The organism is Thalassobacter sp. HA4-2, from assembly GCF_055693705.1.
Genome location: NZ_JBVFUK010000001.1, coordinates 1,368,313 through 1,388,111 on the forward strand (window position 1 = coordinate 1,368,313; position 19,799 = coordinate 1,388,111).

The 19,799-nt window shown below is 63.1% G+C and carries 15 protein-coding genes and 1 pseudogene; 10 read left to right on the forward strand and 6 right to left on the reverse strand.

Annotated elements, in window-relative coordinates; all coding sequences use genetic code 11:
- Positions 1-3: 3 nt before the first annotated feature.
- The 3 genes from ACZ1G0_RS06975 to lptF are packed head-to-tail and all read right to left on the reverse strand — an operon-like array spanning position 4 to position 4,493.
- A complete protein-coding gene (locus ACZ1G0_RS06975) occupies positions 4-2,136 on the reverse strand; it encodes an LPS-assembly protein LptD (protein WP_472736283.1) in 2,133 nt (710 codons plus the stop codon).
- 3 nt (positions 2,137-2,139) lie between these two features.
- Positions 2,140-3,237, reverse strand: a complete 1,098-nt coding sequence (lptG, locus tag ACZ1G0_RS06980; RefSeq protein WP_472736284.1) for an LPS export ABC transporter permease LptG — start codon at positions 3,235-3,237, stop codon at positions 2,140-2,142.
- Positions 3,234-4,493: an LPS export ABC transporter permease LptF gene (lptF, locus tag ACZ1G0_RS06985; RefSeq protein WP_472736285.1), complete on the reverse strand. Its 1,260-nt coding sequence runs from the start codon at positions 4,491-4,493 to the stop codon at positions 3,234-3,236. The genes lptG and lptF overlap by 4 nt, the downstream gene beginning before the upstream one ends.
- Here lptF and ACZ1G0_RS06990 point away from each other — a divergent pair.
- Entirely contained in the window at positions 4,487-5,962 is a 1,476-nt protein-coding gene (locus tag ACZ1G0_RS06990; RefSeq protein WP_472736286.1) for a leucyl aminopeptidase, read from the forward strand. The genes lptF and ACZ1G0_RS06990 overlap by 7 nt on opposite strands.
- Before the next feature lie 5 nt (positions 5,963-5,967).
- Positions 5,968-6,435 carry a DNA polymerase III subunit chi gene (locus tag ACZ1G0_RS06995; RefSeq protein ID WP_472736287.1) on the forward strand — a complete coding sequence of 156 codons (468 nt, stop codon included), beginning with the start codon at positions 5,968-5,970 and terminating at the stop codon, positions 6,433-6,435.
- A gap of 1 nt (position 6,436) precedes the next feature.
- Here ACZ1G0_RS06995 and ACZ1G0_RS07000 read toward each other — a convergent pair whose 3' ends face one another.
- Positions 6,437-8,182, reverse strand: a complete 1,746-nt coding sequence (locus ACZ1G0_RS07000; protein ID WP_472736288.1) for a serine protease — start codon at positions 8,180-8,182, stop codon at positions 6,437-6,439.
- Positions 8,183-8,351: 169 nt separating this feature from the next.
- Between ACZ1G0_RS07000 and ACZ1G0_RS07005 the strand changes: the two genes are divergently transcribed.
- The 8 genes and pseudogenes from ACZ1G0_RS07005 (at position 8,352) to glmM (ending at position 18,878) form a co-directional block, all read left to right on the forward strand.
- Positions 8,352-9,287, forward strand: a complete 936-nt coding sequence (locus tag ACZ1G0_RS07005) for a glycine--tRNA ligase subunit alpha (RefSeq protein WP_472736289.1) — start codon at positions 8,352-8,354, stop codon at positions 9,285-9,287.
- 3 nt (positions 9,288-9,290) lie between these two features.
- A complete protein-coding gene (locus ACZ1G0_RS07010) occupies positions 9,291-9,830 on the forward strand; it encodes a DUF6446 family protein (RefSeq protein ID WP_472736290.1) in 540 nt (179 codons plus the stop codon).
- Positions 9,830-11,887, forward strand: coding sequence for a glycine--tRNA ligase subunit beta (glyS, locus tag ACZ1G0_RS07015; protein WP_472736291.1), 2,058 nt, complete (start codon positions 9,830-9,832; stop codon positions 11,885-11,887). The genes ACZ1G0_RS07010 and glyS overlap by 1 nt, the downstream gene beginning before the upstream one ends.
- Before the next feature lie 144 nt (positions 11,888-12,031).
- A pseudogene (locus tag ACZ1G0_RS07020) lies at positions 12,032-14,562 on the forward strand (putative PEP-binding protein).
- A gap of 204 nt (positions 14,563-14,766) precedes the next feature.
- A complete protein-coding gene (locus ACZ1G0_RS07025; RefSeq protein WP_472736292.1) occupies positions 14,767-15,432 on the forward strand; it encodes a cell wall hydrolase in 666 nt (221 codons plus the stop codon).
- 100 nt (positions 15,433-15,532) lie between these two features.
- Positions 15,533-16,456, forward strand: coding sequence for a dihydroneopterin aldolase (locus tag ACZ1G0_RS07030; RefSeq protein WP_472736293.1), 924 nt, complete (start codon positions 15,533-15,535; stop codon positions 16,454-16,456).
- 50 nt (positions 16,457-16,506) lie between these two features.
- Positions 16,507-17,535: a dihydropteroate synthase gene (folP, locus tag ACZ1G0_RS07035; protein WP_472736294.1), complete on the forward strand. Its 1,029-nt coding sequence runs from the start codon at positions 16,507-16,509 to the stop codon at positions 17,533-17,535.
- Positions 17,535-18,878 (forward strand): phosphoglucosamine mutase, encoded by a 1,344-nt coding sequence (gene glmM / locus ACZ1G0_RS07040; protein WP_472736295.1) that lies wholly within the window; start codon positions 17,535-17,537, stop codon positions 18,876-18,878. The genes folP and glmM overlap by 1 nt, the downstream gene beginning before the upstream one ends.
- On the opposite strand, the gene ACZ1G0_RS07045 is transcribed toward glmM, so the two are convergent.
- Both ACZ1G0_RS07045 and ACZ1G0_RS07050 read right to left on the reverse strand, forming a co-directional pair.
- On the reverse strand, positions 18,875-19,393 hold the full coding sequence (locus tag ACZ1G0_RS07045; protein WP_472736296.1) for a DMT family transporter: 519 nt from the start codon (positions 19,391-19,393) through the stop codon (positions 18,875-18,877). The genes glmM and ACZ1G0_RS07045 overlap by 4 nt on opposite strands.
- Positions 19,390-19,716, reverse strand: a complete 327-nt coding sequence (locus ACZ1G0_RS07050; protein WP_472736297.1) for an EamA family transporter — start codon at positions 19,714-19,716, stop codon at positions 19,390-19,392. The genes ACZ1G0_RS07045 and ACZ1G0_RS07050 overlap by 4 nt, the downstream gene beginning before the upstream one ends.
- Positions 19,717-19,799: the final 83 nt, after the last annotated feature.

A 19,799-nucleotide genomic window follows, 5' to 3' on the forward strand; every position in this document is an offset into this window, starting at 1 on the left:
TGGTCAAAAGCCGCAAGCCACAGACTTGCCGCGTCGTCCTGTGTTGTCGGCCCCAATGCCCGCCAGCGCAACCGTCAATCCGAAGGTTGTCGCAGGTTCGAGCGTGGCCGTGCTGGTAAAGCGGCGTTCAACGTCTAAATCCACACGCACGCAATCGGACCAGTAGCTGAGGCCAAGGCCCGCGCTGCTGGCGTCGTTGGTGTTGAAATCATAGCGCCAGTCAACCCGTGCCGTCCAGTCGTTCTCAAAGTCGTACTGGGCGTCCAGGGTCCATTCGCTGGTGTCGATGGGCCGCCCCCCGGCAGGATCCGCTTGCAGCCAGCTGTAGCCGGTCAGCAGGTCCAACGTGCCGTTGGAATATCCCAGCAGGGTTTCGGAGCGTGCGAAGGTGAACTGGTCGTCGAAGACAGCCCGGCTGAGGACAGACAGGCCACTTTGGTTCTCGAACGAGACGGAGGCCAGCCAGTCCGATGCGTTGCCATCCAGACCGCTGCCGGGGTTGAACTGGTTGAAATCCTTGCGCCGGATCACGCGCCCCAAACTGAGGCTGCCTTGCCATCCCGTGGGCGAAATGCGCGTGTAGGTCAGGCCCAGGTTCAGCCGGTCGCCCTGTTCCTGCACGTCGCGCCCGGGAAACCGCGTAAAGCTGAACAGGTTGCCTTCGTCAAACGCGACAGAGATCGAATCCTCATTGGGCACCGTGAGGTCGGTGTCACGCACGAAGGTCAGCTGCGCCATGGGCTCAATCACGTGGGTTACACCGTTTTCATCTGTGCGGCTCAGGGGCAGGCGGGCATCCAGGCCCACGTAGGGGGTAAACCGGGTGATCCGCTGCTGGTTTTCCACGAAGTATGTGTCCAAGGCCGCCTCTGCCTCGATCCCTGTGATCAGGCCTGACGCCCAGATCTGTTCGCGCCGCCAGTTCAACTGCCCTGTGATGCGGCTGACATCCCGCGGGTCGGTGGAGCCAAAACGCTCTCCGGGACGATAGTAGCTGTTTGCCTCCAACTTGGCGGTCGCGATCCCGCCGATGGCTGCGGGTTCAAATCTGTGGGTGGTGCCCACGGTGGCCATGATGGTCGGCAGAAAGCGGTTCTCGTCCGCCTCGCGCAGGGATTGGAAACCGATCACCTCGGCCTCGGTAAAGCGATCACGGTCGACGCGGGTCAGGGCAATGCGGCTTTGCAAACGGTCCGCATCATCCACTGCGTAGGTCCGAAGATAGTCGTTGTCGGACGTCGTTTGCAGATCAAACGAAAGCGTATAGTCGCGGCCCACGTCAAAGGCCCCGTTGCCAAACACATAGCCGCGCCAATTGCGGCTCGTCAGCTTGTCGTTCGAAATCGCACCCTCAAAAGTGATGTTGCCGTTGGTAAACGCTTGGCGGTAGCGCAGGGCAACGGACTGGGTGCCGCCGGTGGCAATGTAGGGCGTGACCAGCAGGTCCTTGTGGGGGCTAAGGGCGATGAAATACGGCACTTTCACCCCGATGCCCAGCTGATCGTTTGAAATGAACTCTGGGGTCAGGACCCCGGTGGCCCGCTCCACGCTGGGGTCGGGCAGGCGCAGACGCGGGGCGTAGGCCAAGGGCACGCCCATGACACGGACCTGCGCACCCTCGAAGTACAACTGGCGTTCCTCGGTGTCGTGGATCACGCGGTTGGCGCGGATTTGCCAGACCGGCACGGGGTTGGCCGCGCAGACAGTGCAGGACGACGCCACGGTCTGGTACAACTGGGTGTAGCGGCCATCCTCGGACCGGGTGATCTCGGTCGCGGCGATCTGCAATTCCTGCTCTAGAACCAACCGCGCCCCGCGCAGCAGCCCGGCTTGCAGGTCCGGCGACAGCTCTGCGTAGTCCGCGAAGATCACCGTTCCGTCCGGATCGGTCAGGGTGATAGGGCCCGTGACCTGCAACGTATCCGCGACGCGGTCGTAGGTGATGGCGCGGGCCCGCATTTGCAGGCCATTGTAGAAGACCTCGACGTTGCCACTGGCGCGCAGGATTTGCGTGGCAGGAACAACATCCACGCGATCTGCAACCAGCAAAGCAGTGGCGGTCTGAGCCTGAACAGGGGCCATCGCGCCAAGGGCGAGGCCGACTGCAAGGATGGTGGTGCGCATCAGGGATCTCATCTGTTACCCGTCCTCTTTGTGCAGCATCAGGCCAAGCGCCAGAAAAATTGCCGCCAAAGGGGGCGCCCATGCCGCGACGATCACGGGCAATTGCGCGTTTTCCCCCATCACCTGGGCAAAGTTACGCAGAAAGAACACGGCAAACCCCAACAGCAGCGCCAGCATCACCTGCATCGCAATCCCGCCCCCGCGCGCGTGGCGCATGGTAAAGCCTGCGGCGATCAGGACCATGGCGATCAGGAACACCGGATTTGCCAGCTCCATCGCCAGCCAGACCCGGTGCTGCATGGCGGAAAAGCCTGCGCGGTGCAGGTCGTTGATGAACCCCGGCAGCTCGAAAATCGGAATGGCGGAGGGCACCCCAAAGCTGTCGCGGATCTGGTCTTCGGTCAGGGTCGAGGGCAGGGTCAGTTGCGCCTGCAGCGTTGCGTCCCGTTCAGGGTTGCGGCTGGTGGCGATGGGCCACAGTTTGGCGTTTTGCAGGTTCCAATTGCCCTGTTCCAATCGCGCGCGTGATGCATCGATGCGGTCAACCGGGCTGCCACTGGCGTCAAACTCCATGAAGGTGACGTCATAAAGAACCGTGCCCGACAGCGACGAACGCGCGGCCCGGATCACCGTTTGACCGTTGTCGCCCGCTTGGCGCAGCCAGACCCCCTCGGACGATAGGGACAACACTGACGACCCCGCCGCCCGGGCCGAGTCCGTGGCCCGTTCGTAAGCCGTTTGCGTGGCGGCAACGATCGGGTTCATCACCAACAAGCCGAACACGCCCAACACAAAGGCGGCCAAGATCGGGGCCGTCAGGCTGGACAGGGCAGACCGGCCCGAGGCGCGGATCACCACCAGTTCAGAGCTGCGCGCAAGGCCAAGGAACATCGCAATCGTGCCAAGGATCACGATCAGCGGCATGACTTGGTAGATCGCAGCAGGCAGGTTCAGCATCGCAAGGCGCGCCGCATCCATGACCGAGGCATCCTGACCGCTGGTGCGACGGATCTGTTCCATCAACTCGATGGGCAAAAGAAGGCCCACAAGGATCAACGTCACAAGGGCGACGTTCCAATAGAACCGCCGGATCAGATACAGGTTCAGCGTCATGGCACCACCGCGCGGGCGCGTCGGCGTGGCCAGCGGTCCCGGGACAACAGGGCCGCCGCGACGGTCAAGGCTGCAAGGCCCGGCACATAGATGACAGGCCACAGCTTTGCGTCGCTCAACACTTCTTTCTCGGCGTAGTTGGAAACCAGTTGCAAGGTGATGGCCAGAACCACCGCCAACAGGATTTGTTTCCACAATCCTGTGCGTGAAAAGCCCCCCAGCAACATGCACGACATGGCAAGGATTGGTACGACAAAACCCAACAGTGCATCCGAGAACCGGGTGTGCGCGGTGTGGGCATAGACCTCTGCGGTGGTGCCATCGCGTTTCAGGTCCAGATCGTCCGCGCGCAGCAGCGTCGTGGTGGGCAGGGCATCGGGGTTGCGGGCCAGACCAACCTCACCGGCCACAAGGGACGTCAGATCATAGCTGAACTCACCAAAGGTCACGATGCTCAGGTTGCGGCCCAAGGATTGCAAGGTCTGCGCCATCCCCTCGAACATCACCATTTTTTGCCGACCGTCCGCCGCGCGCAGCAAGAACGCACGTTCTGCGGTGTAGGTGGTGCGCAGGCCCTCGCTGCGGCGGTCTTGCAGGAAGACGCCCTGCAGGACCCCGTCGTCGGACACCTCGCGTATATAGACGGTGATCCCGTCCGTGGGGTGCTGAAACTCCCCGGGTTTGAGGAACTGGCCCGTGATATCAGCCGACAGCGCGGCGTTGCGTTCCCCGAGCCGGTCGATGGAGGCGGGCACAAGGACATGGGTCAACACAAGGATCATTGCGGCCACCAAGGCGCCGAAATAGACTACGGGACGCACCAGAGACCACGGCCCAAGGCCTGTGGTGCGTGCCACCACCATCTCGCTGTCTGCGGTCAGGCGGTTGATGCCATAGATCGTCGCCACAAGGGCGGCCACGGGCAGTACCTGCGTGATGACCTTGGGCAGGGATAACAGGGTAAATTCGAAAAACAGCGACACGCTGGACCCGCCTGCGATCAGCCGGTCAAACACGCTGATGGCACGGTTCACCCAGAACACCCCGACCAACACAAGGCTGAAGAACCCAAACAGCGCCAACAGCTGCAACAGGAGGTATCTGTCAAAGGTCCGCATACTGCCCCTAGTATTTCCTAGCCCCGGTTCTAGGGGATTTTTTACCTTCGTGCGAGGGCAAAACTGGTCAAGGGCCGGGTGGCGGGCTAGGGTTCGCCGAGACAGACAGTGCAAACGTGAAAGGTTGCCCCATGACATCGCCCCTCCCGCTGACTTTTGTGGACCCCGATTTGGACGCCATCGCCGCGCACGAGGGGCGGATTGCGATTCTCGTGCCCTCGGGCGGGACGCTGAACGCGCCTGCGCGGCGGGTGAACAAGCTGACCAAAGGGGCGGTGAAACGCGCCGTGGAAAGTGCGGCCTTTGGCAAGTTGGGTCAGGGCGATGCCATATCGTTGGCCTTTCCTGTCGGTGTGTCGGCAGACGGGGTGGATATTATCTGCCTTGATAACCGTGCCAGCGTGGCGGACGCCCGCAAGGCGGGGGCCGCGATTGCCAAGGCCCAAGGCAAGGCGGCAGTTCTGGGCCTGATGGCCAACCACAAGCGTGCGTGCGACGTGGCCCTCGGCCTTATGCTGCGCGCTTATGCCTTCAACGATCACAAAACTGGCGACGATCTGGATCCGCCTGCCGGTGCCACCTTTCAACACACGCTGAGTGCCGCGATGAACGCAGAACTGGCCGCCGCCCGGGCCGTGGCCGAAGGGGTGCATTTCACCCGTGATCTGGTCAACGCACCGGCCAACGTCCTGACCACCACCACCTTTGCCGAGCAGCTGGTCGCGCTGAAGGATCTGGGCGTCGAGGTCGAGGTGCTGGAAGAGGCAGATCTTGAAAAGCTTGGCATGCACGCCCTACTGGGCGTGGGCCAAGGGTCCGAAGCGCCGTCCAAGGTGGTCGTCATGCAATGGAATGGCGGTGGTGACGAGAAACCCTTTGCCTTCGTGGGCAAGGGCGTGACCTTTGACACTGGCGGGATCAGCCTGAAACCTGCAGGTGGCATGGAAGACATGACCATGGACATGGGCGGTGCCGGTGTCGTGGCAGGCGTGATGAAGACCATCGCCATGCGCAAGGCCCCCGCCAACATCGTGGCTCTCGTGGGTCTCGTAGAGAACATGCCCGACGGCAAGGCGCAGCGCCCGGGCGACGTGGTCACATCCATGAAGGGCGACACAATCGAGGTGATCAACACCGACGCCGAAGGCCGCCTCGTGCTGTGCGACGTGCTGTGGTACGCGCAGGAACGGTTTGAACCCTCGGGCGTGATCAACTTGGCGACCCTGACCGGTGCGATCATCATCGGGCTGGGCCACGAAAACGCGGGCGTCTTTTCCAACGACGACAAACTGTCCCGGGATTTCCTTGCCGCCGCCGGTGCCGAAGGGGAGGGCGCGTGGCGCATGCCGCTGGCCCCGGCCTACGACAAGCTGATCAAATCCCGCGTGGCGGACATGAAGAACGTGGGTGGGCGTGCCGCAGGGTCGATTACCGCCGCGCAGTTTCTGCAACGGTTCATCAAGGACGGCACCCCGTGGATCCACTTGGATATCGCCGGTGTCGCCTCGGTCAGCGGGGGCACGGATTTTGCCCCCGCCGGGGCCACGGGCTGGGGCGTGATGGCCTTGGACCGTCTGGTGCGCGACACGCTGGAACCCAAGGGCTGATCCCCTTGGGGCAGGCCTACTTTTACCATCTCACCCGGTCACCGTTGGATCAAACGGTGGCCGTGCTGCTGGGCAAGTGCCTGTCGGCAGGCTGGCGCGTAGCGGTGCGGGGCCGAGATGCAGAGCGGTTGAAGCGGCTGGATGAAAAGCTGTGGTTGCACGGCGACAAAGACGCCTTCCTGCCCCATGGGCTGGAAGGGGCGGAGCATGCAGCGGATCAACCGGTCCTGCTGACCACCAGCCGTGATCCGGTCAACGCCCCCACCGCCGTGATGTCGGTCGATGGCGGTGACGTGCCCCCCGACGAGGTGACGGCCATGGAACGTGTCTTGATCATCTTTGACGGCACGGACGGGGACGCGGTGGCCCATGCCCGCACCCAGTGGAAGGCCCTGACGGACGCCGGGATTGGCGCGCGCTATTGGTCCGAAGAATCGGGGCGTTGGGCCGAGAAGGCCAGCAAGAACACCTGATCTATTTCCAGCAGCTGACCAGTACCGTCATATCGGCGGCGAGGATCGTCAGGTCCTCGGGTGCGATGGCGGTTTGGGCCGTGCTTTGCCCTGCAGTGACGCCCGCGCTGGACAAGGTGTCGGTCAGGGCGGTGAATTTCTTGGCAAAGGCCACGTCCCCGGGCAGCACCCGGCCAGAGGCATCGGCGGGCAACAACATACCGGTCACAGCTCCGGTTTCGTCAAACACCGGACCACCGGCATCGCCGGGCTGCGCGGCCAAGGCCAGACGTTGGACAGCGGGATCACCGTCCAAGCCGCGGACATCCTCCAAGGTGCCAAAGGTCAAGGACGCCGCGCCCAGCACGCCTTCGAACGGGAAGCCGGCCACGGATACGGGGCTGCGCAGGCGGGCCTCCTGGCTTGCGAACTGGGCAACGGCGATGGGGGACAGCGGCTCGATCGGTTCGATCAGGGCAAAGCGGTCGCCTTGTGCGACCAGCCGCGCGTCATGCAACTGGTTGATCGTGAGGCGGGTGCAAGCAGCGTCGGCCATTTCCGGCGTGGTGATCACACGGCCCGCATTGTCCACAAAAAAGCCGGAGCGGGACAGGGCAGGGCGGCGGATCGTCAGGCCCGACACCATGTCGATGTCTTGCGCGCTGGCCTCGAACCCCTCGCCGGGGTTCATGGGCGTGCCGACCGAGGCCAGCGACGCCTCCATCCGGGGCAGGACGCGGGCCACGCTACCCGCCTGTTCCGGGGGCCACATCAGGATGAAGCCGTGGATATGCCCATCGCGCAGACGCACCCGCGTCTCGGAGGTGAAGGCGTCGGAGGTGCCCGTGATGGAAAACCGATCGCGCCCCTTGGTGCGGTCCCCTTGGGTTGGTACCATGTCGAGGGTTTGCAGGATTTCGTACAGGCCATTCATTGTGCGCCGGTCACCCGCCTGACTGATCAAGACCATGCGCACGCCGGATCCGTCCCGTTCCGTGTAGTGGGCAAAGGGGGCCTCGTACCGGTCGAATTGGACCAGCCCCATGGGGGCCTCTACCTCGATACCTGCCACGTCGTCGCGGATCAGGTCCAGACCCAGGGCGGCCTCGGCGTCGCGCCAGTCGGCCAACAGTTCCGCACGCTGTCGGGTGGTCAGAACGCCCGTGACCTCGTAGCCCTTTTCCTCTTGCCACGCGCGCATGGACCGGCGTGTGCCCGGCCCGAAAGCTCCGTCGATGCCAGCGGTGTAAAAGCCGAACCATTCCAGCCCGCGTTGCAGGTCTTCGCGTGCGCCGCGGTCCAAGGCGCGTTCGGACCGCTGGGCCTCGCGCAGGGTTTCCTCGGGCACGACAGGTCCCGCTTCGGTGACCGGTACTTGTTCTTGCACGTCCAGCACCAAGGGTGCCGCCGGGGCGACCGGTGCGGTCAGGGCCGACGCCCCAATGGGCCAGAACTGGCTGCGGTAGGCCGTACCTTCGGAGATGAAGCTGTCGCGGGGGATCACACCTTGGGCCAGCAGCCGGTTCAAGGTCGCCTGTGCCGTCGCCGGATCGTACGGGCCCAAGGCCAATGTGTACCAGCCGGCACCCGTGTCGAACCCGTTGATATCTGGCACCACTGACCCGTAGGCACGCGCGCGATCCTCGGCGGTGCGCAGGGTCTGGTGGCTTTCGATCTGGACCCAGGCGCGGTCTTGTGCGGCGGCGGGCGAAAGCCCCACCAGCACGCAAGCAGCAACAAGGGACAAAAGACGTGACAGCGGTGACATCAAGGCAAGCTCCGGTACGGTTTGGGGGGTCTTATCCCCCAAGCCCCGGCCTTGCACAAGGTGTCGCAATCAAACCGCTAGGGCCCCTTCGAAGGGCGGCACCCGGGCCCACCGCATTGACGCGCCCCGCGTCAGCCCGTAAGCCCCGCCCAAACACGCGGAGAGACCCATGGCCCAGACCAAAACACCCCGTTCGTTCCAAGAGATCATCTTGCGCCTTCAGGCCTATTGGGCCGACAAGGGCTGCGCCGTGTTGCAACCCTACGACATGGAAGTGGGGGCAGGGACCTTCCACCCGGCAACGACCCTGCGCAGCCTTGGCTCCAACCCATGGACCGCGGCCTATGTGCAGCCCTCGCGCCGGCCCACCGACGGACGCTATGGTGACAGCCCCAACCGGTTGCAGCACTACTATCAGTACCAAGTCCTGATCAAACCCAGCCCGCCGGATCTACAGGACCTCTACCTTGGGTCCCTGCAAGCCATCGGGATCGACATGGACCTGCACGACATCCGCTTCGTCGAGGACGATTGGGAAAGCCCGACCCTTGGCGCTTGGGGGCTGGGCTGGGAAGTCTGGTGCGACGGGATGGAAGTGTCCCAGTTCACCTATTTTCAGCAAGTGGGCGGGCACGATTGCCACCCTGTATCCGGCGAGCTGACCTATGGGTTGGAACGTCTTGCCATGTATGTGCTGGGCGTGGATCACGTCATGGACATGCCGTTCAACAGCCCCGACGCCCCGATCCCCCTGTCCTACGGCGATGTCTTCCGCGAGGCAGAGGCACAATACGCCCGCTGGAACTTCGACGTGGCCAACACGGACGTGCTGTTGCGTCACTTCGAGGAGGCAGAGGCAGAATGCGCCGCCATCCTGTCCCAGCCCTACGACGACCCCAAGACAGGCCGCCGCATCGTCATGGCGCAGCCGGCCTATGACCAATGCATCAAGGCCAGCCACATCTTTAACCTGCTGGACGCGCGCGGGGTGATCTCCGTCACCGAACGCCAAGCCTACATCGGACGGGTCCGCGCGCTGGCCAAACAATGCGCCGACGCATTCGTGCAAACCCAAGCGGGCGGTTACACGCCAGAGGATGCCTGAGCCATGTTGGGAAAAATCGTGATTGTTGGACTGTTGGGCTGCGCCTGCGCAGCAGGTTTCGGGATTTGGTACACCAGCCAGACGGCCTTTTGGGCCCCGATGGAGGATGTGCAGATCACCGGCGTCTTGGCGGCGGGCGAGGTGCGCGAACCACTGGTGGCCGACAATGTGCAGGCGATCCGATCCGAAAGCTCTCCGCTCGGGTTTCGGGCCTGTTTCGACAGCCCCACCAGCACGACGACCCTGGCCGAGACCTACGTCATTATGGACCGTGCCGCCCCGACAGTTGCCCCAAGCGCGTTTGAGTGTTTCGACGCACGTGCCCTTGGGGCCGAATTGCGGGCAGGCACCGCCATTGCGGTTCTGGGTCACAAGAACATCGCCTATGGCGTAGACCGGATCGTGGCCGTGACGGATGACGGGCGTGGCTATGCGTGGCACGAACTCAACAACTGCGGGCGCAAGGCCTACGACGGCTCGCCCGTGGGAGAGACCTGCCCCGACCGCGCGACGTTTGAACCCGAATTCGGAGGCGCCTTCTGATGGCCGATCTTCTGCTTGAACTCTTTTCCGAAGAAATCCCGGCGGGCATGCAAACCCGGGCCCATGAAAACCTGCGCAAGTTGGTGACCGACGCCTTGGTCGAGGCGGGTCTGACCTACGCAGGGGCCGCCAGTTTCGCCACCCCCCGCCGCCTGACCCTGTCTGTGCACGGGCTCACCGACCGCTCCCCGGATACATCTGAAGAGCGTAAAGGCCCCCGCGTGGATGCCCCCGAAAAGGCGCTGGAGGGGTTCTTGCGCTCTACCGGGCTGACCAAAGACCAGCTGTCCGTCAAGGATGACAAGAAGGGTCAAGTCTACATCGCGCGCATCGAAAAGGCCGGGCGCAGTGCCGACGAGATCATCGCAGATGTCATGCCCGCTATCATTCGCACGTTCCCGTGGCCCAAATCCATGCGGTGGGGCACGGGGTCTTTGCGGTGGGTGCGCCCGCTGCAATCCATCCTGTGCATCCTGACAGACGACGAGGGCGCGCGAGTCGTGGACTTCGACGTCGACGGGTTCCGCGCAGGTGATACCACGGGGGGACACCGTTTCATGGCACCCGACCGGTTCAAGGTGTCAGGCTTCGACGATTATGCAGCGAAACTCAAACGCGCCCACGTGGTGTTGGACGGCATTGAACGGTCAAATGCGATCTGGCAGGACGCCACCAATCAGGCCTTTGCCGCAGGGCTAGAGGTTGTGGACGACAAGGGCCTGCTGGCCGAGGTTGCAGGTCTGGTCGAATGGCCCGTCGTCTTGATGGGCGAAATCGGCGAGGCCTTCATGGGCTTGCCGCCCGAGGTTCTGCGCACATCCATGAAGGAACATCAAAAGTTCTTCTCGGTCCGCAACCCCAAGACGGGCCGGATCGAACGGTTCATCACCGTGGCCAACCGCGATACGTCTGACAATGGCGCGACGATCCTTGCGGGCAACGCCAAAGTCCTGTCCGCGCGTCTGGCGGATGCCGTGTTCTTCTGGGACAACGACCTGCGCACGGCCAAGGCGAGCATGGGCGACTGGCTGGCGTCTTTGGATCAAGTGACCTTTCACAACAAGCTTGGGTCGGTTGGTGAACAGATAAGTCGCATAGCGGCTTTGGCCGAACACCTCGCACCCGCATGCGGAGCGGATCCTGCCCTGACCGCCCAAGCCGCGCGTCTGGCCAAGGCGGACCTGGCGTCCGAGATGGTCTATGAGTTCCCCGAACTGCAAGGCATCATGGGCCGCTATTATGCCGAGATCGCTGGTCTGGACGCCGCAATCGGCGCAGCAGCGGCCGAACATCGTTCCCCGCTGGGACCCTCGGACGATGTGCCCACCGCGCCCGTTTCCGTGGCGGTGGCGCTGGCGGACAAGATCGACCTGCTGACCGGCTTTTGGGCCATCGACGAAAAACCCACAGGCTCCAAGGATCCCTTCGCCCTGCGCCGTGCGAGTCTGGGCGTGATCCGGCTGGTGTTGGAAAACGACATTCGCTTGCCCCTTCTTGACACTTTTGCCAAGGGCTATGCCGGTGCGGACGCGAACAATCTGTTGGCCTTCCTCCATGATCGCCTCAAGGTCTACCTGCGCGACCAAGGCATCAGCCATGATGTGATCGACGCCTGCCTTGCGATGCCCGGCAACGACGATCTGGTCCAACTGGTCAAACGCGCCACCGCGCTTGATCGGGTGCTGAAAACCGAAGATGGCGAAAACCTTGTCCAAGGCTACAAGCGCGCCTCGAACATCCTGACACAGGCCGAGGCGAAGGACGGCGTCGAATACTCCTTCGGCGCGGATATCAAGTTTGCGGAATCTGACAGCGAAAAGGGTCTTTTCGCGGCGCTCGACACTGCGCAGCCTGCGATCGACAAAGCCCTCGCCGCAGAGGACTTCGCCACCGCCATGACCGCGATGGCGGCCCTGCGCGCGCCAATTGATGCGTTTTTCGAAGACGTCCAAGTCAATGCGGACACAGAAGTGCTACGTCGTAACCGCTTGAACCTTCTGTCCACGATCCGCAAAACCTGTGGCCAAGTGGCGGATCTGAACAGGCTGGGGGGATAACCCCCTCTTCATTGGGTCGAAAACACCCCGGGGGGTCAGGGGGCTGGCCCCCTGCGGGTCGCCGTCAGGCGAAACCGTTCTGCGGCCACGTAACACTTGCGTGAAGGCGCTGCTGTCCTATGCTGCGTGTGCAAAGGACGCCCCATGCTCAACACACCCGACTTTGTCGAAGTCACCCCAACCGCCGATATCCGCCGATCCCACCACGGGAACCGGGCCAAGTGCCTGCAGCGTCTGATCCGTCTGGACCTGCCTGTGCCACAAACTGTGGCGCTGTCTTTCGATACGGTCCGGGATTTGGCCCAAGGGGTGATGCCCGATCTGGACCGTTTGCTGGCCGTGTTCGACGCGGACCCTTTGCTGTTGTCCGTGCGCTCCAGCTCCGAGATGCCCGATTGGGGGGGCCGGGGACGGTGCTGAACATTGGCATGAATGCTCGCAAACGCGCGATGCTGACCGAGACCCTGGGGGCCGAGGTCGCAGACACGATCTATCTGCGCTTCATCCGGTCTTTCGCCATCGAGGTGATGCGGCTGGACGAGGCCCCGTTTCTGGACGCGACCACGGTCGAGGCGGCCCTCGCCGAATACGAGGACCAAATGGACGAGCCCTTTCCGACCGATCACAAAAGCCAGCTCTCCGAAGTCCTGCGCTCCATGGCGCGGGCGTGGGACGGGACCAGCGCGCGCTTGCTGCGGCAGGCCCAAGGCGCGCCAGTGGATGCGGGGCTGGGATTGGTGGTGCAGCGCATGGCCCTGGGCCTTGGGCCAGGGCAGTCTGGCACAGGCGTGATCCAGTATATTGATCCCGACACAGGCTGCGCCCAGATCACCGGACGTTACAAAGGTCAGACCATGGGCCGCGTCGCCCTGGGGGCCGAGAAAGCGCACTACCTGACAAGCGATCCCCGTGGCCCGTCCTTGCAAGACATGTTGCCGGACGTCTACGCGCAACTGCTGGACGCAGGAAAGATCATGCGCCGCAAGTTGCGCGAGGAAATGCAGGCCGAATTCACGATCGAAGAGGGACGGCTGGCTATCCTTGATGCCGTACCGTGCCCCCGGTCCACCCGCGCATCGGTCAAAGCGGTCGTCGGTCTGGTGCGCGATCAGGTCATTTCCCGCGAAGAGGGGTTGATGCGCATACCACCCGCCTCCCTCTCGCAACTGCTGCACCAACAGATCGACCCCGCTGCGCCTGTTTACGAACTGGCCCGCGGGATTGCCGCCAGCCCCGGTGCCGCCTCTGGTCGGATTGTGTTCGACGCCGCCGCCGCGCTGGCTTGTGCCGCGCAAGAGGAACCTTGCATCCTTGTGCGCCGCGAGACGGAGCCCGAGGATATTCGCGGCATGCACGCCGCTGACGCGATCCTGACCGAACGGGGCGGGATGACCAGCCACGCGGCGGTCATTGCCCGGGGCCTTGGCCTGCCTTGCGTTTCCGGTGCGACGGGTCTGAAGGTCGACACCAGCGGGGCCGGTCGGGTGATCCTGCCCTCGGGCGATGTGCTTTGTGCGGGCGATATCATCACGGTGGACGGCACCTCTGGCCGGGTCTTGGCAGGGAATGTGCCCGTGCAGGAGCCGCAGCTTGATGGTGCCTTTGGCGAGGTGATGGCGTGGTCGGATGCCGTGCGCGATATCGGGGTGCGCGCCAATGCGGACACCCCCGCCGATGCCACCTTGTCACGCACCTTTGGCGTGGACGGGATAGGCCTGTGCCGCACGGAGCACATGTTCTTCGAGACAGGCCGCCTGACAGTTATGCGCGAGATGATCTTTACGGAGAACCCAAGCGACCGTGCCGCCGCCCTTGAACGTCTGCTGCCCATGCAGCGCGCCGACTTTCAGGAATTGTTCGAGATCATGGTCGGCAGCCCCGTGTGTATCCGCTTGCTGGATCCGCCCTTGCACGAGTTCCTGCCCACGCAGAAAGAGGGGATGCGATCCTTGGCAGAGGCGCTGGATATGCCCCTGTCCGACGTGAAGGCGCGCATTGCCGCGCTGGCGGAGTTCAACCCGATGCTGGGCATGCGCGGCGTGCGTCTGGGTGTTGTGGTCCCTGAAATCTACGAGATGCAGGCCCGCGCGATCTTCGAGGCCACAGTAGCGGCCAGTCAGGCGGGCGAGGCCGTGGTGCCCGAGATCATGATCCCTCTTGTGTCTGCCCGCCGCGAGGTGGAATTGGTCAAGAAACGCGTGGATGCGGTCGCCACGGCGGTGAAGCTTGAAACCGGTGCGGCGTTCTCCTACCGCCTAGGCGTCATGGTCGAGACCCCGCGCGCGGCCTTGCGGGCGGGCGACATTGCGCAGACCTCCGACTTTCTGTCCTTCGGCACGAATGACCTGACCCAGATGACCTATGGACTGTCCCGTGACGACGCCGGCCGTTTCATGTCGACCTACGTCAACCAAGGCGTCTATCCTGAGGATCCTTTCCAAAAGCTGGACGAAGACGGCGTGGGGGAACTGTTGCTGCTGGGCGCGGATCGGGGGCGCAAGGCACATCCCAACGTGATGTTGTCCATCTGTGGAGAGCATGGCGGCGACCCCGACTCAATCGAATTTTGCCGCAAGGCCGGGTTTGACTATGTCTCATGTTCGCCGTTTCGGGTACCGATGGCCAAACTGGCGTCGGCACAATCGGTCATCCGTGAGATGAACCCGAAAAGCTGAATATCGCAAAAACAAGGCCTTGTAAGGCGTTCTTCGTCTCTGCAAGGGCGAAATTGTGCTGCGATTGTGTCGGAATAGCTGGGATTGTTGCCTTCGCGGCACATGTTTGTTTGTAAATGCGCGCAATGGCTATGGTTGATCTAAACCATTCAGTAAGGCTCTGGGTGCTATCCGGAATGCGTTCCAGAACGGATGAGATGAATGATGATGATGCGTAAAACGATTTTGGCAGCAGCGGCTGTCGTTGCGATGTCGGCTGGATCAGTCGGCGCCGATGTTGTGAAATCAACCTCTAACGTGGGGCCGGGTGCTGTTGAATGGCAACTGTCCTCGCTATTGCGCGCCGAACGTCAGGCCCTTTTGGCAACGCCGACCTCTCGCTTGAACGCAATTGCGGCACCGGTGGCCCCTCGGACCGGTGGTCTGACACGCACCTTTGACAAACAGAAGCTGGCTGCGATGCCAAAGGCCACGGGCGGTGCCCAGTGGCGCTGTCTGGCAGAGGCGCTCTACTTTGAGGCTCGCGGCGAGACGCTTAAAGGTCAATTTGCTGTCGCCGAGGTGATACTGAACCGTGTGGATATGTCGAATTATCCCGACACGGTCTGCGGTGTGATCAATCAGGGCACGGGTCGGAAGTACGCCTGTCAGTTCACCTACACATGCGATGGCCTGCCCGAAAACATCAACGAGCCTAAGTCGTGGGAACGCGTGGGCAAGGTGGCGCGCATCATGCTGGACGGGGCACCTCGTGATCTGACCAAGAATGCCTCGCACTACCACACGACCGCTGTGAACCCGCGGTGGGCCCGGGTCTATCCGCGCACCGCGCGCTACGGCACGCATATTTTCTACCGCCAACAATACTGACAGGTCGCGCCAGCGCACCCTTGTGACGGTTGGGGCTGTTCAGCCCCGGCCCCTTTGTGGCACACCGCGCGTAAGACCGACGTGCGTGGGAGTGTGCACAATGACCGACGATGCACGACTGGCCTTTGCGCACCCGGTAGAGCGGGCGCAGGCGACCGCTGACCAGCCCCTTGACCGGATTTCCATGCGCGACCACGAACGCGAGGTCGAGATTGGCGCGTTCCAGCAGGAACGGGGCACTCTGCAACGGATTAATTTCAATGTCGTGGTCGAGGTCGCCCCCTTAGGGGATCACCCTCTGGACGACAATGTCGACCGCATCCTAAGCTATGACACGATCATCGAGGCGATTGACATTGAACTTGGGGCAGAACGGCTGAACCTGCTAGAGACACTGGCAGAGCGGATCGCCGACCGGATCCTGTTGGACCCCCGCGCGGCCCGTGCCTTCGTGCGGATTGAAAAGCTGGACAGGGGGCCGTTCGTGTTGGGCGTCGAGATTGTCCGTTCCCAGATCCAAGCCCCCGTGCGCTCTGTGACCGCCGAACCGATGGTGCACCCCCGCGTTGTCTTTCTGGATGAGGCGGCCATCGCGAGCCCGGACCTGCCTGCGTTTTTAGACAGGCTCGAAGCGACGGATACCCCCGCCATTTTGTGTGTTGGTCCTGCCCCCCTCGCCGTGCCGCAAGTGGCCCAGCCCATGCCACAGCGGCGCATTGACCTGTTGGCGATTGAGCAAAACGCTTGGCGGCTGGCGGCCCGGGATCCGCGCTGCGTTGTGGTGGACAGCCGGACCGAACTGGACTGGGCCATGAAACAGGGGCGCCTGTCCGTCTGGGCCCCGTCCCGCATGGCGTTGGATATACCCGACGCCCCCCAAGGCGCGGACCCGCTGGCCCTGACCCGGTGGCTGGCCGGTTTGTTTGAGGCCTGCGAAGTGGTTCTGATCGACGCTTCAGCGACAGCCGCACAGATCACAATCCCCGAACGGCAGGCTGACACGCTCGCAAAACTGTCGTTTTAGACAGGTTTCTTCCCCTTGAGATTTGACGCAATCGCGCGCACACCCGGGGCATGAAACGCTATTACCGCCCCTTGTGTCATACGGACGCCACACGTCCGAACTCTGCCCACGTTCTGGCGGGCGGCTGGACTTGGTTTGACACGGTCGAAGTTCTATCGCGCACGCAAGCCCCGACCTTGATGCCTGCTGATGCTGTTCCAGCCGAGGTGCTGTCGCGTCTGACAGGTGCCCGTCCCGATATCGCTGGCTGCTCGCTAGCCATGCCTCGCGTGATGGGCATCGTGAACACGACCCCGGACAGTTTTTCGGACGGGGGCCTGCATGCCGGCCGGGGCGCAGCCGTGACCGGGGCGCAGGCCATGGTCGCAGCGGGCGTGGATATCCTTGATATCGGTGGCGAGAGCACGCGCCCCGGTGCCACCAAAGTTGAGATCGCCGAAGAAATAAACCGCACCGCCCCCGTGATCCGTGACTTGCGCGCAAGTGGATGCGCAACGCCGATTTCGATCGACACGCGCAAAGCGGCGGTGGCCGAGGCGGCCCATGGGGCCGGGGCGACGATCCTGAATGATGTCTCCGGCTTCGACTTTGATGCCGACATGGCCGCGTGGTGCGCAGATGCGCACATCCCGGTGTGTCTGATGCACGCCCAAGGTACGCCCGAGACGATGCAGGACGATCCGACCTACGATGACGTCGTATTGGACGTCTACGACGCCTTGGAGGCTCGCGTGGCCCGGGCCGAGGCCGCGGGCATCCCGCGTGCGCGCATCGTGGTGGACCCGGGCATCGGATTTGGAAAGACACAAGACCACAACGTCGCTCTGCTCCACCGCTTGTCGATCTTCCATGGTTTGGGTTGCGCTATGTTGCTGGGCGCGTCGCGCAAGCGGTTCATCGGGGCGATTGGCCGCGCCGACACGGCGCGGGATCGCTTTCCCGGTTCCCTTGCCGTGGCCCTGACGGCTGTGGCACAGGGGTGTCAGATTTTGCGGGTGCACGATGTGCCCGAAACGATCCAGGGCCTGGCCCTGTGGCGGGCAGTGACCCAGCCGCCCAAGATGACGAAGGACGGATGATGACCAAGCTGTTTGGAACCGACGGTGTACGTGGCCGCGCAAATACCTATCCCATGACCGCTGATATGGCGCTGCGATTGGGCGCTGCGGCAGGGCGGTACTTTCGGCAGGATCATTCGGCCGCGCACCGTGTTGTGATTGGCAAGGACACGCGACGCTCTGGCTATATGATCGAGAATGCGTTGACGGCGGGCCTGACCTCTACTGGCATGAATGTGCTTCTGCTGGGACCTGTGCCGACACCGGCCGTTGGGCTGTTGACGCGGTCCATGCGCGCGGATGTGGGTGTGATGATCAGCGCCAGCCACAATGAGGCGTCGGACAACGGGATCAAGTTCTTTGGGCCCGATGGCTTCAAGCTGTCCGACGAGGCCGAGGCCGAGATTGAGCGCCTCGTGGCCGATGGTGTGGAGCCTGCGCAGGCGGAAAACATCGGTCGGGCCAAGCGGATTGACGATGGATTGGGCCGCTACGTGGAATATGCCAAGACGACCTTTCCCTCTGGCCTGCGGCTGGACGGTTTGAAGGTTGTGATTGATTGCGCAAATGGCGCCGCCTACCGGGCTGCCCCCGAGGTGCTTTGGGAATTGGGCGCAACGGTCATTCCGGTCGCCGTCAGCCCGAATGGCTACAACATCAATGACCAATGCGGATCGACTTATCCGGCCACCGCCGCCGAAGCTGTGGTGGCCCATGGGGCTGATCTTGGCATCTGTCTGGATGGGGATGCGGACCGCGTGATCCTGCTGGACGAGAAGGGCCGGGTCGCCGATGGGGACCAAGTCATGGCGTTGTTCGCGGATCGCTGGGCTGAGGAGGCGCGCCTGAAGGGCCCTGCGGTGGTGGCCACAGTCATGTCCAACATGGGGTTGGAGCGGTTCTTGAACGAGCGGGCCATTATCCTGCACCGCACCGCCGTGGGCGACCGCCATGTCGTTGAAACCATGCGCAAGGGCGGCTTTAACCTTGGCGGGGAACAATCGGGCCATATCGTGATGACCGACTATGCCACCACCGGCGACGGTTTGATTGCGGGGCTGCAATTCCTTGCCGAAATGGTCCGGTCCCGGGAGAAGGCCAGCACGTTGATGAAGGTTTTTGAAACGGTGCCGCAAAAGCTGGTGAATGTACGGTTTCAAGCGGGAGAGACACCGCTGGAGCACGCCTCTGTCCAGTCTGCGATTGCAAGCGCCGAGGCGGAGCTTGCAGGCCATGGGCGCTTACTGATCCGTAAATCCGGCACAGAACCCTTGATCCGCGTGATGGCGGAATGCACGGACCCGCAAATGCTGGACCGTGTGGTCGAGGATGTGGCCGGTGCCGTGCGCGAGGCGGTTGCCTAGGTGTGGATTTGCTGGATCAGCTGTTTCAGACTGCTCCACTGGCTCACGATCAATCCGCAGAAGATCAGGGATAGGGCGACGAAAAAGCTGCCCGGCAGGTCTTCGGAGAGGACGACTGCGCCGAACAGGATCGACCAAGCGGGCACTTGGTAGTTCACCAGTGTCAAGAAAGACGGGCCTGCGCTGCGGATCACGCTGACGCGCAGTAGGGCGGCGAAGGCTGTGGGCACGAGACCAAGGAACAGGATCGCGAACAGGGTCGTCGGGTCGGCCATGGTCGGCACGCCTTCCACGATGAACATCGCGGGCAGCAACACAACCGCGCCCACGATCAAGGAAACGGCGGACAGGACGATACTGTCGATGGGCGGGCACAGGCGCGTTGTGATGGACGACACGGCATAGCAAAACGCGGCGAGGACACAGGCGATGCGGCCCATCGCCTCCAGATCGCCACCAGTGGCGGCAAAGACGCCGGGTCCAAGCAAGATCAGCGTGCCCATAAACCCGATCACGAACCCGCCCCCTTGCGCCATGTCAGGCGGTCGCCGGGTACAAAGACGTGCGCGAGGGGCAAGACCAACAAGGGCAGACACGCCATGGACAGACCCGCAAAGGCCGAGGGCACATGTTGCTGGCCCCACGATAGCAGAAAAAATGGGACGGCCGTGGACATGAGGCCGATAGCAATGATGTAGGCCCAAAGCTTGGGCGTGAAGCGAGGCCATGTGCGGCGCAGGGCCAATGCCAACGCGAGGATCACAACCGCGCCTAGCGTCGTGCGGGCGGCGGCCACCGTGACGGGGCCATAGCCGCGCAGGGCGATGGCCACGACCATGAACGTGCCCCCCAGATCAAGCCAAGGGCAAGGATGGAAATCCAGTTGGCGGGGGTCGGTGCGGCGATGGGGGCGTTTGACAT